At 41.3% G+C, this 15589-nt stretch carries 13 protein-coding genes and 1 pseudogene; 7 read left to right on the forward strand and 7 right to left on the reverse strand.

Annotated elements, in window-relative coordinates:
- The first annotated feature begins 38 nt into the window (after nucleotides 1–38).
- Together K3G25_RS14930 and K3G25_RS14935 are read left to right on the forward strand one after the other, a co-directional pair.
- The gene (locus K3G25_RS14930; protein WP_029974790.1) at nucleotides 39–287 is read left to right on the forward strand and encodes a sigma-G-dependent sporulation-specific acid-soluble spore protein CsgA; all 249 of its coding nucleotides are present in this window, start codon (nucleotides 39–41) and stop codon (nucleotides 285–287) included.
- Between the two features lie 109 nt (nucleotides 288–396).
- Nucleotides 397–1095 (forward strand): YqeB family protein, encoded by a 699-nt coding sequence (locus tag K3G25_RS14935; protein ID WP_100261577.1) that lies wholly within the window; start codon nucleotides 397–399, stop codon nucleotides 1093–1095.
- Nucleotides 1096–1141: 46 nt separating this feature from the next.
- On the opposite strand, the gene K3G25_RS14940 is transcribed toward K3G25_RS14935, so the two are convergent.
- Nucleotides 1142–1402 (reverse strand): hypothetical protein, encoded by a 261-nt coding sequence (locus K3G25_RS14940; protein ID WP_003156732.1) that lies wholly within the window; start codon nucleotides 1400–1402, stop codon nucleotides 1142–1144.
- Nucleotides 1403–1587: 185 nt separating this feature from the next.
- On the opposite strand from K3G25_RS14940, the gene K3G25_RS14945 reads away from it, so the two are divergent.
- Both K3G25_RS14945 and K3G25_RS14950 read left to right on the forward strand, forming a co-directional pair.
- Nucleotides 1588–3207 (forward strand): glutamate/serine transporter AimA, encoded by a 1620-nt coding sequence (locus K3G25_RS14945; RefSeq protein WP_014416799.1) that lies wholly within the window; start codon nucleotides 1588–1590, stop codon nucleotides 3205–3207.
- A 403-nt stretch (nucleotides 3208–3610) separates the two neighbouring features.
- Complete coding sequence (locus tag K3G25_RS14950) at nucleotides 3611–5500, forward strand: glycosyltransferase family 2 protein (RefSeq protein WP_021495317.1); 1890 nt, start codon at nucleotides 3611–3613, stop codon at nucleotides 5498–5500.
- Between the two features lie 68 nt (nucleotides 5501–5568).
- Here the strand turns inward: K3G25_RS14950 and K3G25_RS14955 are convergent.
- A pseudogene (locus tag K3G25_RS14955) lies at nucleotides 5569–5709 on the reverse strand (glycerophosphodiester phosphodiesterase family protein); the annotation flags it as partial.
- A gap of 449 nt (nucleotides 5710–6158) precedes the next feature.
- Between K3G25_RS14955 and K3G25_RS14960 the strand changes: the two are divergent.
- Both K3G25_RS14960 and K3G25_RS14965 read left to right on the forward strand, forming a co-directional pair.
- Nucleotides 6159–7361, forward strand: a complete 1203-nt coding sequence (locus K3G25_RS14960; protein WP_232489372.1) for a hypothetical protein — start codon at nucleotides 6159–6161, stop codon at nucleotides 7359–7361.
- Nucleotides 7362–7428: 67 nt separating this feature from the next.
- Entirely contained in the window at nucleotides 7429–7677 is a 249-nt protein-coding gene (locus tag K3G25_RS14965) for a DUF2651 family protein (protein WP_014720665.1), read from the forward strand.
- Nucleotides 7678–7858: 181 nt separating this feature from the next.
- Here the strand turns inward: K3G25_RS14965 and K3G25_RS14970 are convergent, their stop codons facing one another.
- Nucleotides 7859–8746 (reverse strand): glycerophosphodiester phosphodiesterase, encoded by an 888-nt coding sequence (locus K3G25_RS14970; protein WP_014416802.1) that lies wholly within the window; start codon nucleotides 8744–8746, stop codon nucleotides 7859–7861.
- 95 nt (nucleotides 8747–8841) lie between these two features.
- Nucleotides 8842–10176, reverse strand: coding sequence for a glycerol-3-phosphate transporter (gene glpT / locus K3G25_RS14975; protein ID WP_003156725.1), 1335 nt, complete (start codon nucleotides 10174–10176; stop codon nucleotides 8842–8844).
- 334 nt (nucleotides 10177–10510) lie between these two features.
- On the opposite strand from glpT, the gene K3G25_RS14980 reads away from it, so the two are divergent.
- A complete protein-coding gene (locus K3G25_RS14980) occupies nucleotides 10511–10753 on the forward strand; it encodes a DUF2651 family protein (protein ID WP_007408994.1) in 243 nt (80 codons plus the stop codon).
- A gap of 55 nt (nucleotides 10754–10808) precedes the next feature.
- On the opposite strand, the gene hpaB is transcribed toward K3G25_RS14980, so the two are convergent.
- The 3 genes from hpaB to K3G25_RS14995 all read right to left on the reverse strand — a co-directional run bounded on the left by hpaB (nucleotide 10809) and on the right by K3G25_RS14995 (nucleotide 15570).
- A complete protein-coding gene (hpaB, locus tag K3G25_RS14985; RefSeq protein WP_232489750.1) occupies nucleotides 10809–12254 on the reverse strand; it encodes a 4-hydroxyphenylacetate 3-monooxygenase, oxygenase component in 1446 nt (481 codons plus the stop codon).
- Between the two features lie 149 nt (nucleotides 12255–12403).
- The gene (locus tag K3G25_RS14990) at nucleotides 12404–12889 is read right to left on the reverse strand and encodes a hypothetical protein (RefSeq protein WP_232489373.1); all 486 of its coding nucleotides are present in this window, start codon (nucleotides 12887–12889) and stop codon (nucleotides 12404–12406) included.
- Nucleotides 12890–13362: 473 nt separating this feature from the next.
- Nucleotides 13363–15570 carry a glycoside hydrolase domain-containing protein gene (locus tag K3G25_RS14995; RefSeq protein ID WP_022552521.1) on the reverse strand — a complete coding sequence of 736 codons (2208 nt, stop codon included), beginning with the start codon at nucleotides 15568–15570 and terminating at the stop codon, nucleotides 13363–13365.
- Nucleotides 15571–15589: the final 19 nt, after the last annotated feature.

Genomic DNA, 15589 nt, shown 5'->3' on the forward strand with positions numbered 1-15589 from the left:
CGGGAAGCTATTCCTAAAGAAAAGGGAGGGCTTACATGATGGACAGGACACTCGGATATTTGCGCGAGTCGCTTTCGAACCACTTGGAGCATGATGTGTGCCGAGGGATTTATAAAAAGCTTCAGGTGAAGCATTATGAAAATGAGGGCGAGTTTGTGAAAGATCTAAATGATTTGGAAATGGATGCGCTGAATCAGGTGCTTGAAAAGGAAATCAAATATGCTGAGAACGAGCAGGATGAGAAGCGCACGATGGAATTGAATGAAGTATATGAGCTCCTGTTTTAAAAAGCCTCCCGGCGGTCGGGAGGCTTTTTATTGTTTCGGAAACAGTTTACAGAATCATCCAACCCTTTGTATAATGGATAGTTGTGAAAAAAACAGACGGAGGAGAAACATGAACGAAATAAAAAAACAGACGGTTCTTGAGTTATCATCGGTTGAAAAAGCTTTGGTTTTTCTGGTGCCGCCATTATTGGGGCTGGTCATCGGATGGTTTCTGCCGGTCATTGCGAAGTGGGCCGTAACATTGGATTGGCTGCCTGTTATCGGGCCGCTGGAAATGATCGCTTCTTTTCACGGATGGAAGGCTGCGGCTGTCATCGCCGTTATCGGCTTAATCGGGGGAATGTGGCTGACGCGGACTGTTTTTAAAGAATGTCTTACGGCGGTCGTGACGGACAGCGAGGTGTCCTTAACCATATATAATGAAGAAAGCGTGTTTTCGAAAGACAGCATTTCCGGTGTGTTTACGGATGAGAAGTATCTTGTCTTATTAGGCACTGAAGGACAGGAGCTTTTTCGGGAGAAGCTTGAGCCGGCGGTTGAAAAAGCGGCTGATGCGTTTCGCGCGCATGGGTATGTCTGGCTGGGGACGGAAGATCCTTTTAAAGAAGAATACAAACGGTGGGTGCCGGACACGCCGGATTTGGAGCCGGGGGCAAATGCTCTTTTAAAAGCGAGAGAAAAGGCGCTGAAAGAGGAGGAAAAGGCTGATGCGAAAGAGCTGAAAGCGGAAATATCCAAACTGGGCATTACTGTGCGGGAGAAAGGATCGCGCCAATATTGGCGGACCTATAAAACGCCGTCTGCATAAAAAAAAGCTGCCGCCGTTTGATACGGCCGGGCAGCCCGGGAACAGATTATTTCTTCTTGTCATCATAATATTGAACCGGGTACATGGAGCCTTCGGATACCATTTTGTTATCTTCAATATCTTCGGGATGCGGGTTGCCTGCTTTGTTGACGGGGAATGATTCAATATCCTGCTTCCCGGAGAGCGATGTTTTCATATTGCGGATAAAGTTCATCACCTTTTGGCGGTTTGATTTATCTTTGAGCAGGTAGGAAGTCACTCCGACAGTCGACACGGCAAGTCCTGAAATGAGCAGTTTTTGTTTCACGATAAAAACTCCTTTCTATTTCTGGCTTGCAGTAGTTATTCCCGCTTAACGGCTGTTTAAACATCTGAAGGGTAATTTTGGCTTTCCGCTTTAATGCGATAAAGATTGACAAATCTATTTTCAGAATAATATTATAAATATATGATAGCGCTGGAGTCATATTTTAATTGAAAGGTGTTAACTTTATGAATCAATTACATCGCAGAATGGGAACGTTTGCACTCATGATGGTCGGACTTGGGTCGATGATTGGCTCCGGCTGGTTATTCGGGGCGTGGCGGGCGGCTCAGATTGCGGGACCTGCCGCAATTATTTCCTGGATTATCGGTATGATCGTTATTTTGTTTATCGCACTTTCTTACAGTGAATTGGGTTCAATGTTCCCGGAAGCCGGGGGAATGGTAAAATATACTCAATATTCTCACGGATCATTTATTGGATTTATCGCAGGATGGGCAAACTGGATTGCGATTGTTTCCGTTATTCCGGTGGAGGCGGTTGCGTCTGTTCAATATATGAGCTCATGGCCGTGGGAATGGGCAAAATGGACAAGCAATCTCGTTCACAACGGCACTCTTACGGGAGAGGGGCTCGGCTTCGCATCCGTATTACTGATTATTTACTTTTTACTGAATTTTTGGACAGTTAACTTATTTTCAAAAGCGAATTCATTGATTACCATATTTAAAATCATTATTCCGGGGCTGACAATCGGAGCGCTGCTGTTTACCGGTTTTCACGGCGGAAACTTCACATCCGGTTCAAGCATTGCGCCGAACGGCTGGGCAAGCGTGCTGACGGCGGTGGCCACATCAGGTATCGTATTTGCGTTTAACGGGTTTCAAAGCCCGATTAACATGGCCGGAGAAGCAAAAAATCCCGGCAAATCGATTCCGATTGCGGTTGTCGGTTCGCTGCTGGTCGCAACCGTCATTTACGTCCTATTGCAAATCGCATTTATCGGTGCGGTTGAACCTTCCATGATCGTTCACGGCTGGAGTCACCTGAACTTCAACTCTCCATTTGCCGATTTGGCGATCGCATTGAATATCAACTGGCTTGTCATTATTCTTTATGCGGACGCGTTCGTTTCTCCGTCAGGAACGGGTATCACTTATACCGCTACGACGTCACGCATGATTTACGGCATGGAAAAAAATAAATATATGCCGAGCATTTTCGGAAAGCTTCATCCGCTGTACGGCGTGCCGCGCCAAGCGATGATTTTCAATCTGATCGTATCGTTTATCTTTTTGTTTTTATTCAGAGGATGGGGCGTGCTTGCTGAAATCATTTCCGTTGCGACGCTGATTTCTTATATCACGGGTCCCGTGACGGTGATGACGCTGCGGCGGACGGCGGCGGATTTGTACCGGCCTCTCCGTCTGAAAGGCCTCAGCGTGGTTGCACCGCTCGGCTTCGTGTTCGCGTCTCTCGTGCTGTATTGGGCGCGCTGGCCGTTAACAGGGCAGGTGCTGTTTATCATTTTGATCGGCCTTCCGATTTATTTCTACTACCAAGCGAAAGCGAAGTGGAAAGGATTCCGCAGAAACTTTAAAGGCGGCGTCTGGATGGTTGTCTATCTGCTCAGCATGATGGTCATTTCATGGCTCGGAAGTGAAAAATTCGGCGGTCTGAACATCATTCCGTACGGCTGGGATATGGGGCTGATCGCAATCGTTGCCCTTGCCTTCTATGCGTGGGCGCTGAAGAGCGGATTCAAGACTGAGTATTTGAAAGACGCCAAAGCAATCAACGATCAATTAAAAGGCGGACAGGCGGAAGCAGCTGCCGGAAAAGAGTAAGTTATAAAAAGTTGAAGTTTTTGAGAGTCTGGGCCTGTAAGCGCAGGACAAAGGCACCTTTAAGTTGAAAAGCAGGTATCATACCTGAAAACGACTTAGAGGTGTTTTTTTATGGGTAAATTAAAAATCCGCAAAGTATCGTAATTAGGATTAAATGAAGTGAGCTTTCCAAATTCAAAGAGAAATGAATCAAAGCATTTGTTAGGGATCTTATGGAAAATCCGATTTAATTACTGGAAATATTCCATCTTATTATCTAGATTACGGTGGCTAGGTTTAAAAACACATTAAAATTTTTAACCCATATTTATAAAAGAAAGAAATTATGGTAAACTTTTAAAATTGGATTCGAATAATTCTGGACTTGTTTTTATATAGGAAACAATAATTAAGGAGAAAAAAGATGATATTTACTGTAGCTATTCCGGTTTATAATGATCAAAACACAATTAGAGATTGTCTCGATAGCGTAGTGAACCAAACAGTTGGAGAGGACAAACTTGAAATTATCTGTGTAAATGATGGTTCAACTGATAAAAGCGGTAATATTTTAGATGAATACATGAGCAAGTACAAGTTTATTAAAGTAATTCACCAGCAGAATAGCGGCGCACCTGGCAGACCGAGGAACAAAGCTATAGAAGCAGCAACAGGTGATTATATTTATTTTCTAGACGGAGATGATTATTTAGGACCTGAAGCTTTAGAAAAGATGGAAGAAAAAATAGTTCAGTATCAAAGTGATATAATTATCGGCCGTTATGAAGGAATTAATAGAGGTGTTCCTGTGGCTGTATTTAAAAAGAATCCAGATTGTTTTTCCTTCCCTGGTTCCAATGCTCTTTTTACTATGAGTGCTCAAAAGCTATTTAAACGGGAGTTATTAATTAAACATAATATTCGTTTTCCGGAACACTTCTCTCTAGGAGAAGATCAACCGTTTATGATTCAAGCGTATGCATATTCAAATTCCATAGCCCTTGTTAAAGATTACCCGTGTTATTATTTGACCAATCATCAAACAATAGGAAGGGTTCAACTTACTAAGAAACCATTATCAGGTAAAAGTTTTATGTTCAGAATCGAAGAAACATTGGCATCTATTGAATTACTGAACCTTGAAACAGATAAAAAACGGCTGATTTTCTTTCATTACTGGGAAAGGATTATGGAAGTGGAGTTAAGCGCTCTGATTTCAAAGTCTTTTCTAATTGAAGATAAAATCTATATTTTTAATACATTAAAGAAAATGCTTGACAAGTATCAATACTTAGATTACTACCAGCAGTTTTCTTCCCGCCATAAACTCTTATTACGTTTAATTGAGAAAGGACAATTGGAGGATTTAATTGCTTTCTGGTACGCTGAAAAACAACCTGGTAACATGGTAGTACAACATGGGAAGGTCTATCCAAAACCAGAATTAGCATACAATTTGGCCTTGCATGAGTCCATTTCCTTTCATCGTAATAATAAATTTGAAGGAGAAATAACAAAAATAGAGAAATTAGAGAATGCCGTTTTGTTAGAGGGTTTTTGTTATCATTCACATGTTGACTCCTCAAATGAGCGTTTATTTATCGAAGTCTCTTTGAGAGAACAAAAAGATAAAACAATTTCATTTCCAGCTTATAGAAGCCTTTTTGAAAAAAAATATCCTTTTGAAATAGATACGCAAATTATAAAAAAAGAAAAAGTTACTTATTTTTATGCATATATTTCTATAGAATCTTTACTCCATTTAAATAGCGAAGATGGTATATTAGATTTAAGATTAATTAGTAAGATAGAAGATTATACGAAATCATTGAGATTAAAATCGAAAGAAAGCGTTTATTTAAAAAATGCTTCTTATATTGCAAAAGGATGTAAAGAACCTATCGTTATAAACTCGTATCTAACTAAATGGGGTAATCTTTCTCTTGTTGTTAAACATCAAATGTTACATTTTAAAAACTTTGTGTTAACCTGCAGCGGTTCTAGGATTAAAGGACATTTTGATTGTGAAACAGATTTAAGTTTTGAAGAACAGAATTCTTTCCAGGTGAATTTTGGAAGGTTTCTTGTGTTTAAACCTGATGTGGTACTTAAAGATTCTACCCGAAAAAAAATGTCATATGACTTTAGTTTTGAAGTAACTAAGCAGGAGTTAAAACAAATTAGGCTAAAAAAGAATGCAGAAGTGATTATTGGTCATTTGCAACAAAGTGTTCCTGTTATTTATAAGGGCAAATCTATTAAAGCAAAAGTTAAGAATATACTAAGACCGTTATTTAAAGGGAGAAATATTTAAAATTAATATTATAAAACTGCACGCGATATACGTGCAGTTTTTGTTTTGAAATCTTTAGATTCGTAAACCTATTGATCCCTATTAGATTTAACAAAATTAAATATATCCGCATAGTTGGTAAACACACCGGTTACGCCCCAATTCAGCAGACGGCGCATGTCCGCTTCGCTGTTTACGGTATAAGGATGAAGCAGAAGGCCGTGGCTGTCAGGAGACAAAAGGTTTCCTTTTCCCGCCGCCGATACAGACGTGACGATGAGTGACAATAAACTGAATGAAAGCAATACTAAAGCAAACAACTTATGTTTCCGCATGTTTCTTCCACCCTATCAATAACTGTCTTCCATACTAAACAATGAATGTAAAGATATGTTGGGCAACTATTAATCCTTTTATGTATTTCCTTCTTCTCCATGCTCATTCTTTTTCCTGTACTTCAAGTCAAAGTTTTAGAGACAAAACAAATAATTAACCATAGAGAAAATACAGTACGTAAGTCGTGTTTGAAATAATTGTATAATAAATTAAAATATAGAAAAATGAACAAATAGTCGATGGTAATAAGTATGAAAAAGCGAAAATTTTTTGTAACATTCTGCATCGTCACTCCCTAAGTTTATTTAGGGAGTCATTATTATTTTAAGGAGTGAGATTATATTTGAACAAAATTAAGTGGTTAATTATAATTGCGGTCATAGTATTAATAGGTATATTTATATGTATCGGAACTTTTAAATATACTAATACAGTTTCTGATGTTAAACAAACTGAAACAGAAAAGGAAAAGTATTTCTTGAAGGATAAAATTGCAGCTATATATTATTCAGCTACAATAGATTACCCTAAAGATGGGAGTTATACTGTATATATTGATGAAAAAGGAAAGGCAACAGCTGTAAAAGGAGATGCTATTGAAGTTGGAACCATTGCACAAGATGAAAAAAACATAGTTAGACAGGACAAAAAAGAAGTTTATATGATAGGCGGTAACTTTAAAAAATTCCCGATGCAACATCAAGTACATACAAGTTATGGGCAATCATCAGGCCATTTAATAAAAGGAAATATCTTTTATTTTTTGAATAATCAAGGAGTCGGTGAAAACCATTATAATAGTTTAATCAGATGGGGTAACGGCAGTGGATTTCATGAAAAGATTATTCCGGGTTTCTATACAAGTACCGGTAATGACGGTGAATATATTTACGTGATAAATGAAGATTCTTCAATCAAAACACCGACTTTTCAGGGTATTAAAATAGATAAAGATAAAGTTACAGTAGGGAAAGGAACAACAATTCCTATATTAAATGAAGAAAATTGGAGTGTTTATTCACAGATAATAGTTAAAAAAAGCTCAGCCTTTTTTATACTATATAACCAAACGGATAAATCAAACAAAGTACAATTCAAAGTAGCAGAAATTGATTTAAAGCATAATAAGTACAAAGGGGCTTTTCCTTTAGGCAGCTATAATATCCCTGAGGAAATTTCTCAACTGGCAATTCCTCTTTCCACTAATAACTTTTTTGTGAAAAATGACACTTTATATCATTTGGCAGCTAATTCAATACTTTATACTTTCGATCTGAAAAGTATGAAGCCGGGAAAAAAAATCCCGTTAAATAGGTCGACAAAATTTGAAAACCAAGCAAAATTCACTTATTTTGACGAGTCTAAAATTTTCTTGTTAGAAATAAGCAAGGGCGGGAAATATGTGATTAATTCTTACTCTTATAAAAACGGAAAAAAATTAAAATCTACTCCTATCAGAGGACTTGAAAAAATTATTAACAATGCCCATGTTTCTGAATATGACTTTTTTATGATTAAGAAAAACAAAGAAATATGGAGTGATTAGATATAAATGGCTAGACAGCTGAGTGAGTATACTTAAGGGGAAATTAAATTCACAAAGGAGAATAATAATGGATGAGCTAGATCTTGCTTTTGGTATTTTACCACTTTCTATTATCGTCTTATCGATTATATTCACTTATATTTTCAAAAAAGTGTATATAATGCCGCTTGTCAGTATAGTTGTTTCAGTCATATTAATGTTCACTGTTTTTAATCTATCCTTCTGGGGATGGGTGGTTGTCTATGGTTTAGTATCACTTGTATTATCGTCTATTACAAATAGTATAAGAAAGAAAATAGATAATAGAAATAAATAATTATATCCTTTTGTTTAAAAAGGTATCACAAGTAATTCATCATTACAGTGATACCTTTTTACAATTAAGGTGAGTCTCAGCCTTTTAATAATATGCTCCGCCCGCTACATAACCCATGATGCGTTTGCATTATCGGGCAAAAAAACACGGGTTCGGCATCATCTCCGAACCCATGCTGGCTTTATGATTTGTATTCTTTTTTAACCTTTTGGAATATATCCGCATAGTTGGTAAACACACCGGTTACGCCCCAATTCAGCAGACGGCGCATGTCCGCCTCGCTGTTCACGGTATAAGGATGAAGCAGAAGGCCGTGGCTGCGAATGTTTCGGACATTTTGAGCGTTCAGCGCTTTGTAATCCGGTCCGATTCCGACGGCATATGTTTTAATGTCCGTTAAATCTGTGTCAGTCATTGACGTCATCTGTTCCGCTTCAAGCAATTGGACGGCGGGAAGTTTCGGATCGAGCTGTTTGATTTTCAGAAGGCTGTCCCTGCTGAAAGACTGAATGATAACTTGTCCAAGTTTCGCATGCTTACCTGCCAATTTGTATTTTTTCAGTGAAGCGATCAGTTTTTCTTCCATACCCGGATATGTTTCGGGCGCCTTTGTTTCAATATAATAGTTTGCATGTCTGCCGAACCGTTTTAACACGTCATCAAGTGTGGGAACGCGAAGTCCGGCGTATTGCGGTTTTGCTTTTTCCGGATAGGCCTTATTGAACCAAGAGCCGGCGTCGAGCTTTTGAATCTCGGCTAATGTATGATCCTTCACCCAGCCTTGTCCGTTTGTGGTGCGGTCCAATTTTTCATCATGCATGACGATCAGCTTGCCGTCTTTTGTCATTTGTAAATCCAGCTCAATATAGTCAGCCTTCATTTTTTGCGCAGTTTCATAAGAAAGGATCGTGTGCTCCGGGACATACCCCGAAGCACCGCGATGGGCAATGGTCAAAATTCTGTCAGGAGACAAGAGGTTTCCTTTTCCCGCCGCCGATACAGGCGTGACGATGAATGACAATAAACCGAATGAAAGCAATACCAAAGCAAACAATTTATGTTTCCGCATGTTTTCTTCCCCCTTAAAAATCAATATCTGTCTCTAGTGTAGAAAATCGTTGTAAATGCTGTACTGCAAAAATATTAATCTTTTATGTTGTTTTCTTACACATGCTCCGCCCGCTTGCCCGTATTCCACGTCATAGCCAAGAAGACGATGGACAGCACGCATGAGGAGATAAGCATGATAAAGCCGCCGTTCCAGTCAAAGCGGTCTACGACATAACCCATGATGGCGTTGGCGAAAGCAGAGCCTCCGATGTAGCCGAAAAACCCGGTTAAGCCGGCTGCCGTTCCCGCCGCTTTTTTAGGCGCAAGGTCAATGGCCTGAAGCCCGATCAGCATGACAGGTCCATAGATTAAGAAGCCGATGCTGATCAGCGCGATATTATCGATGAGCGGATGACCGGCAGGGTTAAGCCAGTAGACCAATACAGCGATAAATACGCCGGCCATGAACAGTACGCCTGCCGGCGCGCGGCGGCTTTTGAAAAACCGGTCGCTGATCCAGCCGCACAAAATCGTTCCCGGAATTCCCGCATATTCATAAAGGAAATAAGACCATCTGGAATCTTCAGGAGAGAATCCTTTCGCTTCCGTCAAATAAGTCGGCGCCCAGTCAACGACACCGTACCGAACGAAATAAACAAAGACATTGGCAAATGCGATATACCACAGAAATTTATTATTCAGCACGTATTTGAAAAGAATTTCTTTGGTCGTCATCTCTTTTTCCTGGTCTTTGAACGCATGTTTCGGATAGTCATTCCGGTATTCTTCAATCGGCGGAAGCCCGCAGGATTGCGGCGTGTCCCGAACGAGAAGAACAATCACAAATGAAATGACGATGGCGATAATCGCCGGAAAGAAAAACACGCTTTTCCAAGTAACAAACATGGCGATGCCGAGAGTCACGAGCGGGGCGAGAATACCTCCGCCTATGTTATGGGCGACATTCCATATCGACATTTTCGTGCCGCGTTCACTGATGGAAAACCAATGAGCCATCGTTCGTCCGCAAGGCGGCCAGCCCATTCCTTGAAACCATCCGTTAATAAACATAAAAATGAACATAATCGTCACGCTTGACGTGACCCATGGCATGGAAACAAATAAAATGTTTACGACACCTGACAAAAACAGACCTGTCGCAAGGAAATACCTCGGGTTGCAGCGGTCAGACACCATCCCCATAATAAATTTACTGAAGCCGTAAGCGATTGATACGGCCGCAAGCACCAAGCCGAGTTCCCCTTTTGAAAACCCTTGTTCCTGAAAATAAGGAATAGCGAAAGCAAAGTTTTTGCGAAGCAAATAATACCCGGCATACCCGATGAAAATCCCCAAAAATACTTGCAGCCTGAGCCGTTTATAGGCCGCATCCGTCTTTGAATCATCCAATCTCTCAATATGCGGAGCCGGCTTAAACAATTGAAACATCATATCCTCCCCTTTGCTGAACGTCTATCATGATGTATGTATGACTCCTTTCCTTGAAAATGACAAAAAGAACCAGAAATCACCCTTGTGAAAGGGCGGGGTTTCCTGGTTCTCCTCATCTCCATCCAAAAATCATTAACTTGTGTATGATAGCGCTTTCTTAAATTATCACAGTCTGACGTGAATGTAAACGCTTTAAGGAAAGTTTTCATTTTTTTGAATAAATAACCGGAGGGAATATCAGCCGGAGCGCGAAAGATTTGAAGTACTCGATTTTGTACTCAGGCATAAGATGTGTTAGGCCGAACTAAGAAAAGCGAAGGGAGTGCATCTGTTGATTGATGAATTGGATTTTGCGTTCGGTGTTCTGCCGCTTTGTATCATCATCTTGTCAGTCGCCGGAACGTATTTGTTTAAAAACGCGTTCATTATGCCGGCTGCCGCTTTAGCCGTTTGCCTTATATGCACATTTACCGTATTGAATTTCTCGTTTATCGGGTGGGCCGTTGTGTATACGCTTGTCTCTTTCGCGTTATCGCATATTACGATGGTGGTGATCAGCCAAAATAAAAAATAGGATCGGCGGCAGCCGATCCAGCTATCATAAGCAGAGATGCGCTCTCTGCTTTGTTTTATTTATGAATGTGCAGGAATTCCTTGATGACCGCGGTCTGTTCTTCTTTCGGATAGCTTCTGTACAGATGGCTGGTTAAGCGGACGGGGTCACCGAAGAAGTACCGCTCATATTGTGTCTGTCTTGTTCCGAAGGGGCTCATGGTCAAATCCCATGCGAGGCGGAACACTTTTACCCGGTCTTCGGCGTTCAATTCGGCCGCCTGCAAATATTGGTCAAGGTCTCCTCTGATGTCAGAACGGAACGCTTTTTCAGTCGGCAAAGTCACCATTCCGCTTGCCCCGATCAGCTGAATGATTTCCGTGAAGCGCGGGTAGATGTCGGGAAAAATCGCGCTGACCACACGAAGCGGAGTGACACTCGGGCGCATATAACCCCATTCATCTGTTTCCGCATCATTCTCCGACTTTTCCAAAAGGGCTTTCATCGTTTCCAGACCGGTGATGATTTCAGCCATCTTAGCCTGAATATGCTGATATTCGCCCACATCTATCGCTTCGACAAGCGTTTGGGCGAGGCCCAGGAGAAACTCCGTCTTTACAATTTGTCTCGTGATAACTTGATGAAATGCGAAGGCGTTAAAAGAGCTTTTCATATTAAAATCAAAAGCCGCCTCGTAATTATTATAAAAAAATACGCGTTCCCAAGGGACCAAAACGTGATCAAATACAACGATAGAATCCATTTCTTCATATCTTGAGCTGAGCGGATAATCAAACGATGATTTTCCGAGTACGAAAGATTCCCTGCAGATGAATTTTACTCCCTTTGTATTGGAAGGGATTGAAAAAGCGAACGCTTCATCCGATTCAAAATACATTTTAGGCAGAGAAACCACGAGCACTTCATCCGTCAGGCCGCCTTGTGTGGCTAAAATCCGGGCGCCGTGTATGATGAGGCCTTTTTCATTTTTATCGACGACTTTTGCCGAGATAGGTGTCGGCGATACGTTTACACCCATTTGTGAACGATTCACCTGAGGGGTGATAAACGTGTGCGTAAAAGAAAGATCCTGAGCAGCAGCGCGTTCGTACAGCGCTTGAACATGTTCCGGAAAACAATGCTCGCGGTCTTTCAAAAGCGCGGCAGAGGAGGCGAAGCTCATCAGCACGGTATTCATATAATCCGGGCTTCGTCCCATCATTCCGTGCGTGTGTCTGGCCCAATGTTCGAACATGTTTCTTCTTCTTTTTACGTCTTCTTTCGTTTTCGGCTGCAGGTATGAAAGCCCGGCCCGTTCTTTTTTACCGGGAAGACTGTAAGTCATTTGATCTTTCATGTCCGGTTTCGTTTGCAAATCATAAAGAGAGCGCTTCGTTTCCAGAACGCCCTTAAATGCGGGATGTTCAGAAATCTGTCCCTCGATCTTTTCACCATCGAGCCAAATCTCATTTCCAAGCTGATTTAATCGGTCAATGAACATTTTGCCATTAATGATACCCATCATGTCGCCCTTCTTTCTTTGCAGATCCACTACCTCATTATATTGAAAACGAAATTGGGTGTTCCGGTTATTTCCAAAGGGGAAGAGCCTTTTTTGATAAGGGGGGTGAAGGAATTGCATAATAAAAAACCCCTTAAGCAGAGGGGTTTTTAACTGATCATGTCTTTGTATCGTTGTTCGAGGACAAAGTCTATCATTCCGGTGATACGGGTGTTTTCAGCGTTCTTTGTAAAGTGAGGAATGGAGTGCAAAGGCCCTTTTTGGTACAGTTTCAGCAGTTTTATTAGATATATTAAGCCCCTGGCGAATAAAAAAAGCAGGAGATACGGAAGCAGGCGGGGAACATGAACATAGCTGACTTGACCTGAGAAAAGTGCAGTCAGAAACATAGCAATAACGCTTCCGATAAAAATCCATTTCATAAAATCAAATAATGAGGAGTCAGGTTTGGAAAACTGATTTTTCAGCTTGAATAACTTCTCAGTATCTTGTTCTTCAAGACATTTCATCAGTTCTTCATCATTTTTACAAGAGCTAATCTGCTTCATGCTTTCTTCGAGTGTATCATCACTTTGTTTACCGCCCGCTAAAGAAGCCAGTGTACGATATTTCTTTTCCAGATTTGTATTTATCATATTTATAACCCGGAAGGAGTAAGTGTTTCTTCTTAAGCGGCTGTCAGGTAACCGGTCTTTCTTTTCGCGCGAAAAAAACATATAAAACGCGACAATACATCCGATTGTAAACAGTGAAAACACTGCCGGCAACAGATCAGATAAAATGGGAATAGGTATGAGTGTTTTGACTTGAATAAACAAGAATGAAGTGAAGATCAACGCTATCACTATACAGCAAAAAGCAATCTTCATGAGCATTTGAAAAGGAAGAGCCGGAGCAGAGTAATAGTACTTTAAAAGACTGAGCGTATGTACATCCTGTTCAGCTAAAAAGTCCATCATTTCTTGTTCATTCTTACATTTTAACAATCTTTGTGCGGTTTGCTTTGCTGTGTTAAATGCGGATTGATTTTCATTCAATGAGTGAAACCTCCAAAAAAATAATAGGAATAAAACTGCATGAATAAGATATTCATGCAGTTTTTCTTTGATTAGTAGAGATCAGTCATATAAGCGTAAAGGGCTAGTAAAACTGCGGCGAATTCAGTTACCGCTTCTACTGTTTTATTCTCGGTCGGTTTTTCAACAGTAAGGATCTTAGAGGAGAAATAGAAAGCAGACACCCCTGCAACAATAACGAGGCCTGAAGGGAGAAGATCCCAGTCCTTCGCTAATTCACTTTCTGCAGCTGAAACCGGTACACCTTTATACGTTTTAATTCTAAACGTAAACATGGTCGTAAGTCCAGTTGTGGACCCATCGGCAACTGGAATGTCAGGTGTATAGATTTTAATTGAAACATCTAATGATTGAGCAGATGGGGTCACTGCCATTTCCAGATAACCGTTTCTTACAGATAGGCTCAGATTGTCTAATAAATTTTGATAAGAACGGATGTCTGAAGCCGTAAGTATTGTTTGTGTATCTCCCAGTAAACCAGTAACATAAGCGCCGGGCTTTCCATTCGTTATTGTCATTGTATTAGCAGACCCCTCACTTGGGATCGTATACAGAATTGAAGTAGACAATAAGATATCTAAAGTTGGAGAGGCTAAAATGGTTTCGGTTGTACCGAATTCGAACATCATATTGGCAAGACCGGATGCATTCTCTAAATCTGGAATTGTTGACAGGATATTGGTTAATGTGTTTAATCTTGCATCATACACAGGATCAGAAGGCGGATGGACGCTGCTTGCACCCGAGTCTTTTCCGGAGTATCCGTCTTTGTCAATGGCGACTTTTCCCGCTCCGCTTCCGATCGTTCCTTCATAAAATTGATCAAAAGCCCAGTTTTTCGGCATCGGGTACCCGAGGTTGCCGCTGAAACCGGTCGACATGTTAGCCGTAAAGCTATATTTGGTCAGACCTGCTTCTGACGTCCGGATACAAATGTTTCTCGGTCCGTATACCCCGATTTCATATTTCGGCGCAGTTGAGAAAGCCTGCATTTTCATAAAAGCTGACTTGATTTCTTGAAAGTAAGGGATGATTTTATCTGTGACTTCATAATCATACGCATCGAAATCGACGGCAAAGTAAATGGTCGTTCCTGACGGAAAGCCTAATCTTCGGGCGGCTGATGCAGCGCTGTACGCATCTCTCGTTCCTTGGTCTTTTACAAAATAAGAAGATTCATAGCCGCCGTCCTGATAAATCGGAAACACGCTTAAGCCGGCATTGAAAATCGTGGAAAGTTCTTTTTTCGTTAACGCTTTCGATGTCAGTCCGCTGCTTGTCCGCACATTCCCGGTCAGATATCTTCCCACGATCTTATAGCCATTCTCACGCAAAGTTTTAGCCGTATCTGCCGTCAAAATGGCAGCGGTGTCACAAGCTGAAGCAGCACGGGTTGTGTCGCCTGAGCTTGATAATAAAGCTTTAATCGTCGGCATGTCCGCATAACCAGTCTGCGGCAGGCACATAAACTTTTGGAAAGCTTTCACTGCCGATACAACTCCGACGCCGTATTTCCCGTCGAATTCACCGGGATCAAACGCTTCCCCATTACAGTAAAGCGCGTATTGAACAATCAAAACAAAGCCTGTCCGTGAATCGCCGGGAGTCAAGGTAGGGCATAAGCTGGTCGTTCCGTTTCCGAAAAATCCATTGGCGACGCTTGTGCTCATGCCTTCTTCTTTTTGCAGAGCATAAATGAGAGCCTTGTTTGTACCGCGGGCATATAAGCCGTCACAAGGCATCAAGCCGATGTAGTCATTGTAATCCCGGTTCAGGTTCTGCTGGATTTGGCGGATTCTTTTGTCGCCTCCCTCTACTAACCGAAAAGCGCTCATATCCAGCAAGGCTTTCATAATGAGTGCCGTGACGATGCCGTCTTGCTTAGTGAGCCCGGCCGCTTTTTGAAACTCTTTTACAGCGCTTTCGGTATTTTCATAGAAAACGCCTGAAAATCCGCCGGGGTTAAAACCTTTACACCACAGCGCCCCTTGCAGAATGTAATTCATGTTTGTCGGCTTAGAATCGGGAGCCTGCTTTTTCAACGGTTTAAACAATCTTTGTGTCGTCGGTCCGAAGTTATCGGCAGGTTCTGAAATACCAAGCTCAATTTGAAGCGCCCGTGTCAGACCGTAAATGGTATCCCAGCCCGTTTTTCCATTTTCCGGCACCTTGTTGTACCCGTGTCTGCCTTTGTACGTCTCATTCAGCCATTGTTGTGTTTCCAGGACCATTTCGTCCATTGCAATCCCTCCATTACGT

Origin of the sequence: Bacillus sp. FCW2, assembly GCF_021228595.1 — a bacterium.
Classification (GTDB): Bacteria; Bacillota; Bacilli; order Bacillales; family Bacillaceae; genus Bacillus; species Bacillus velezensis.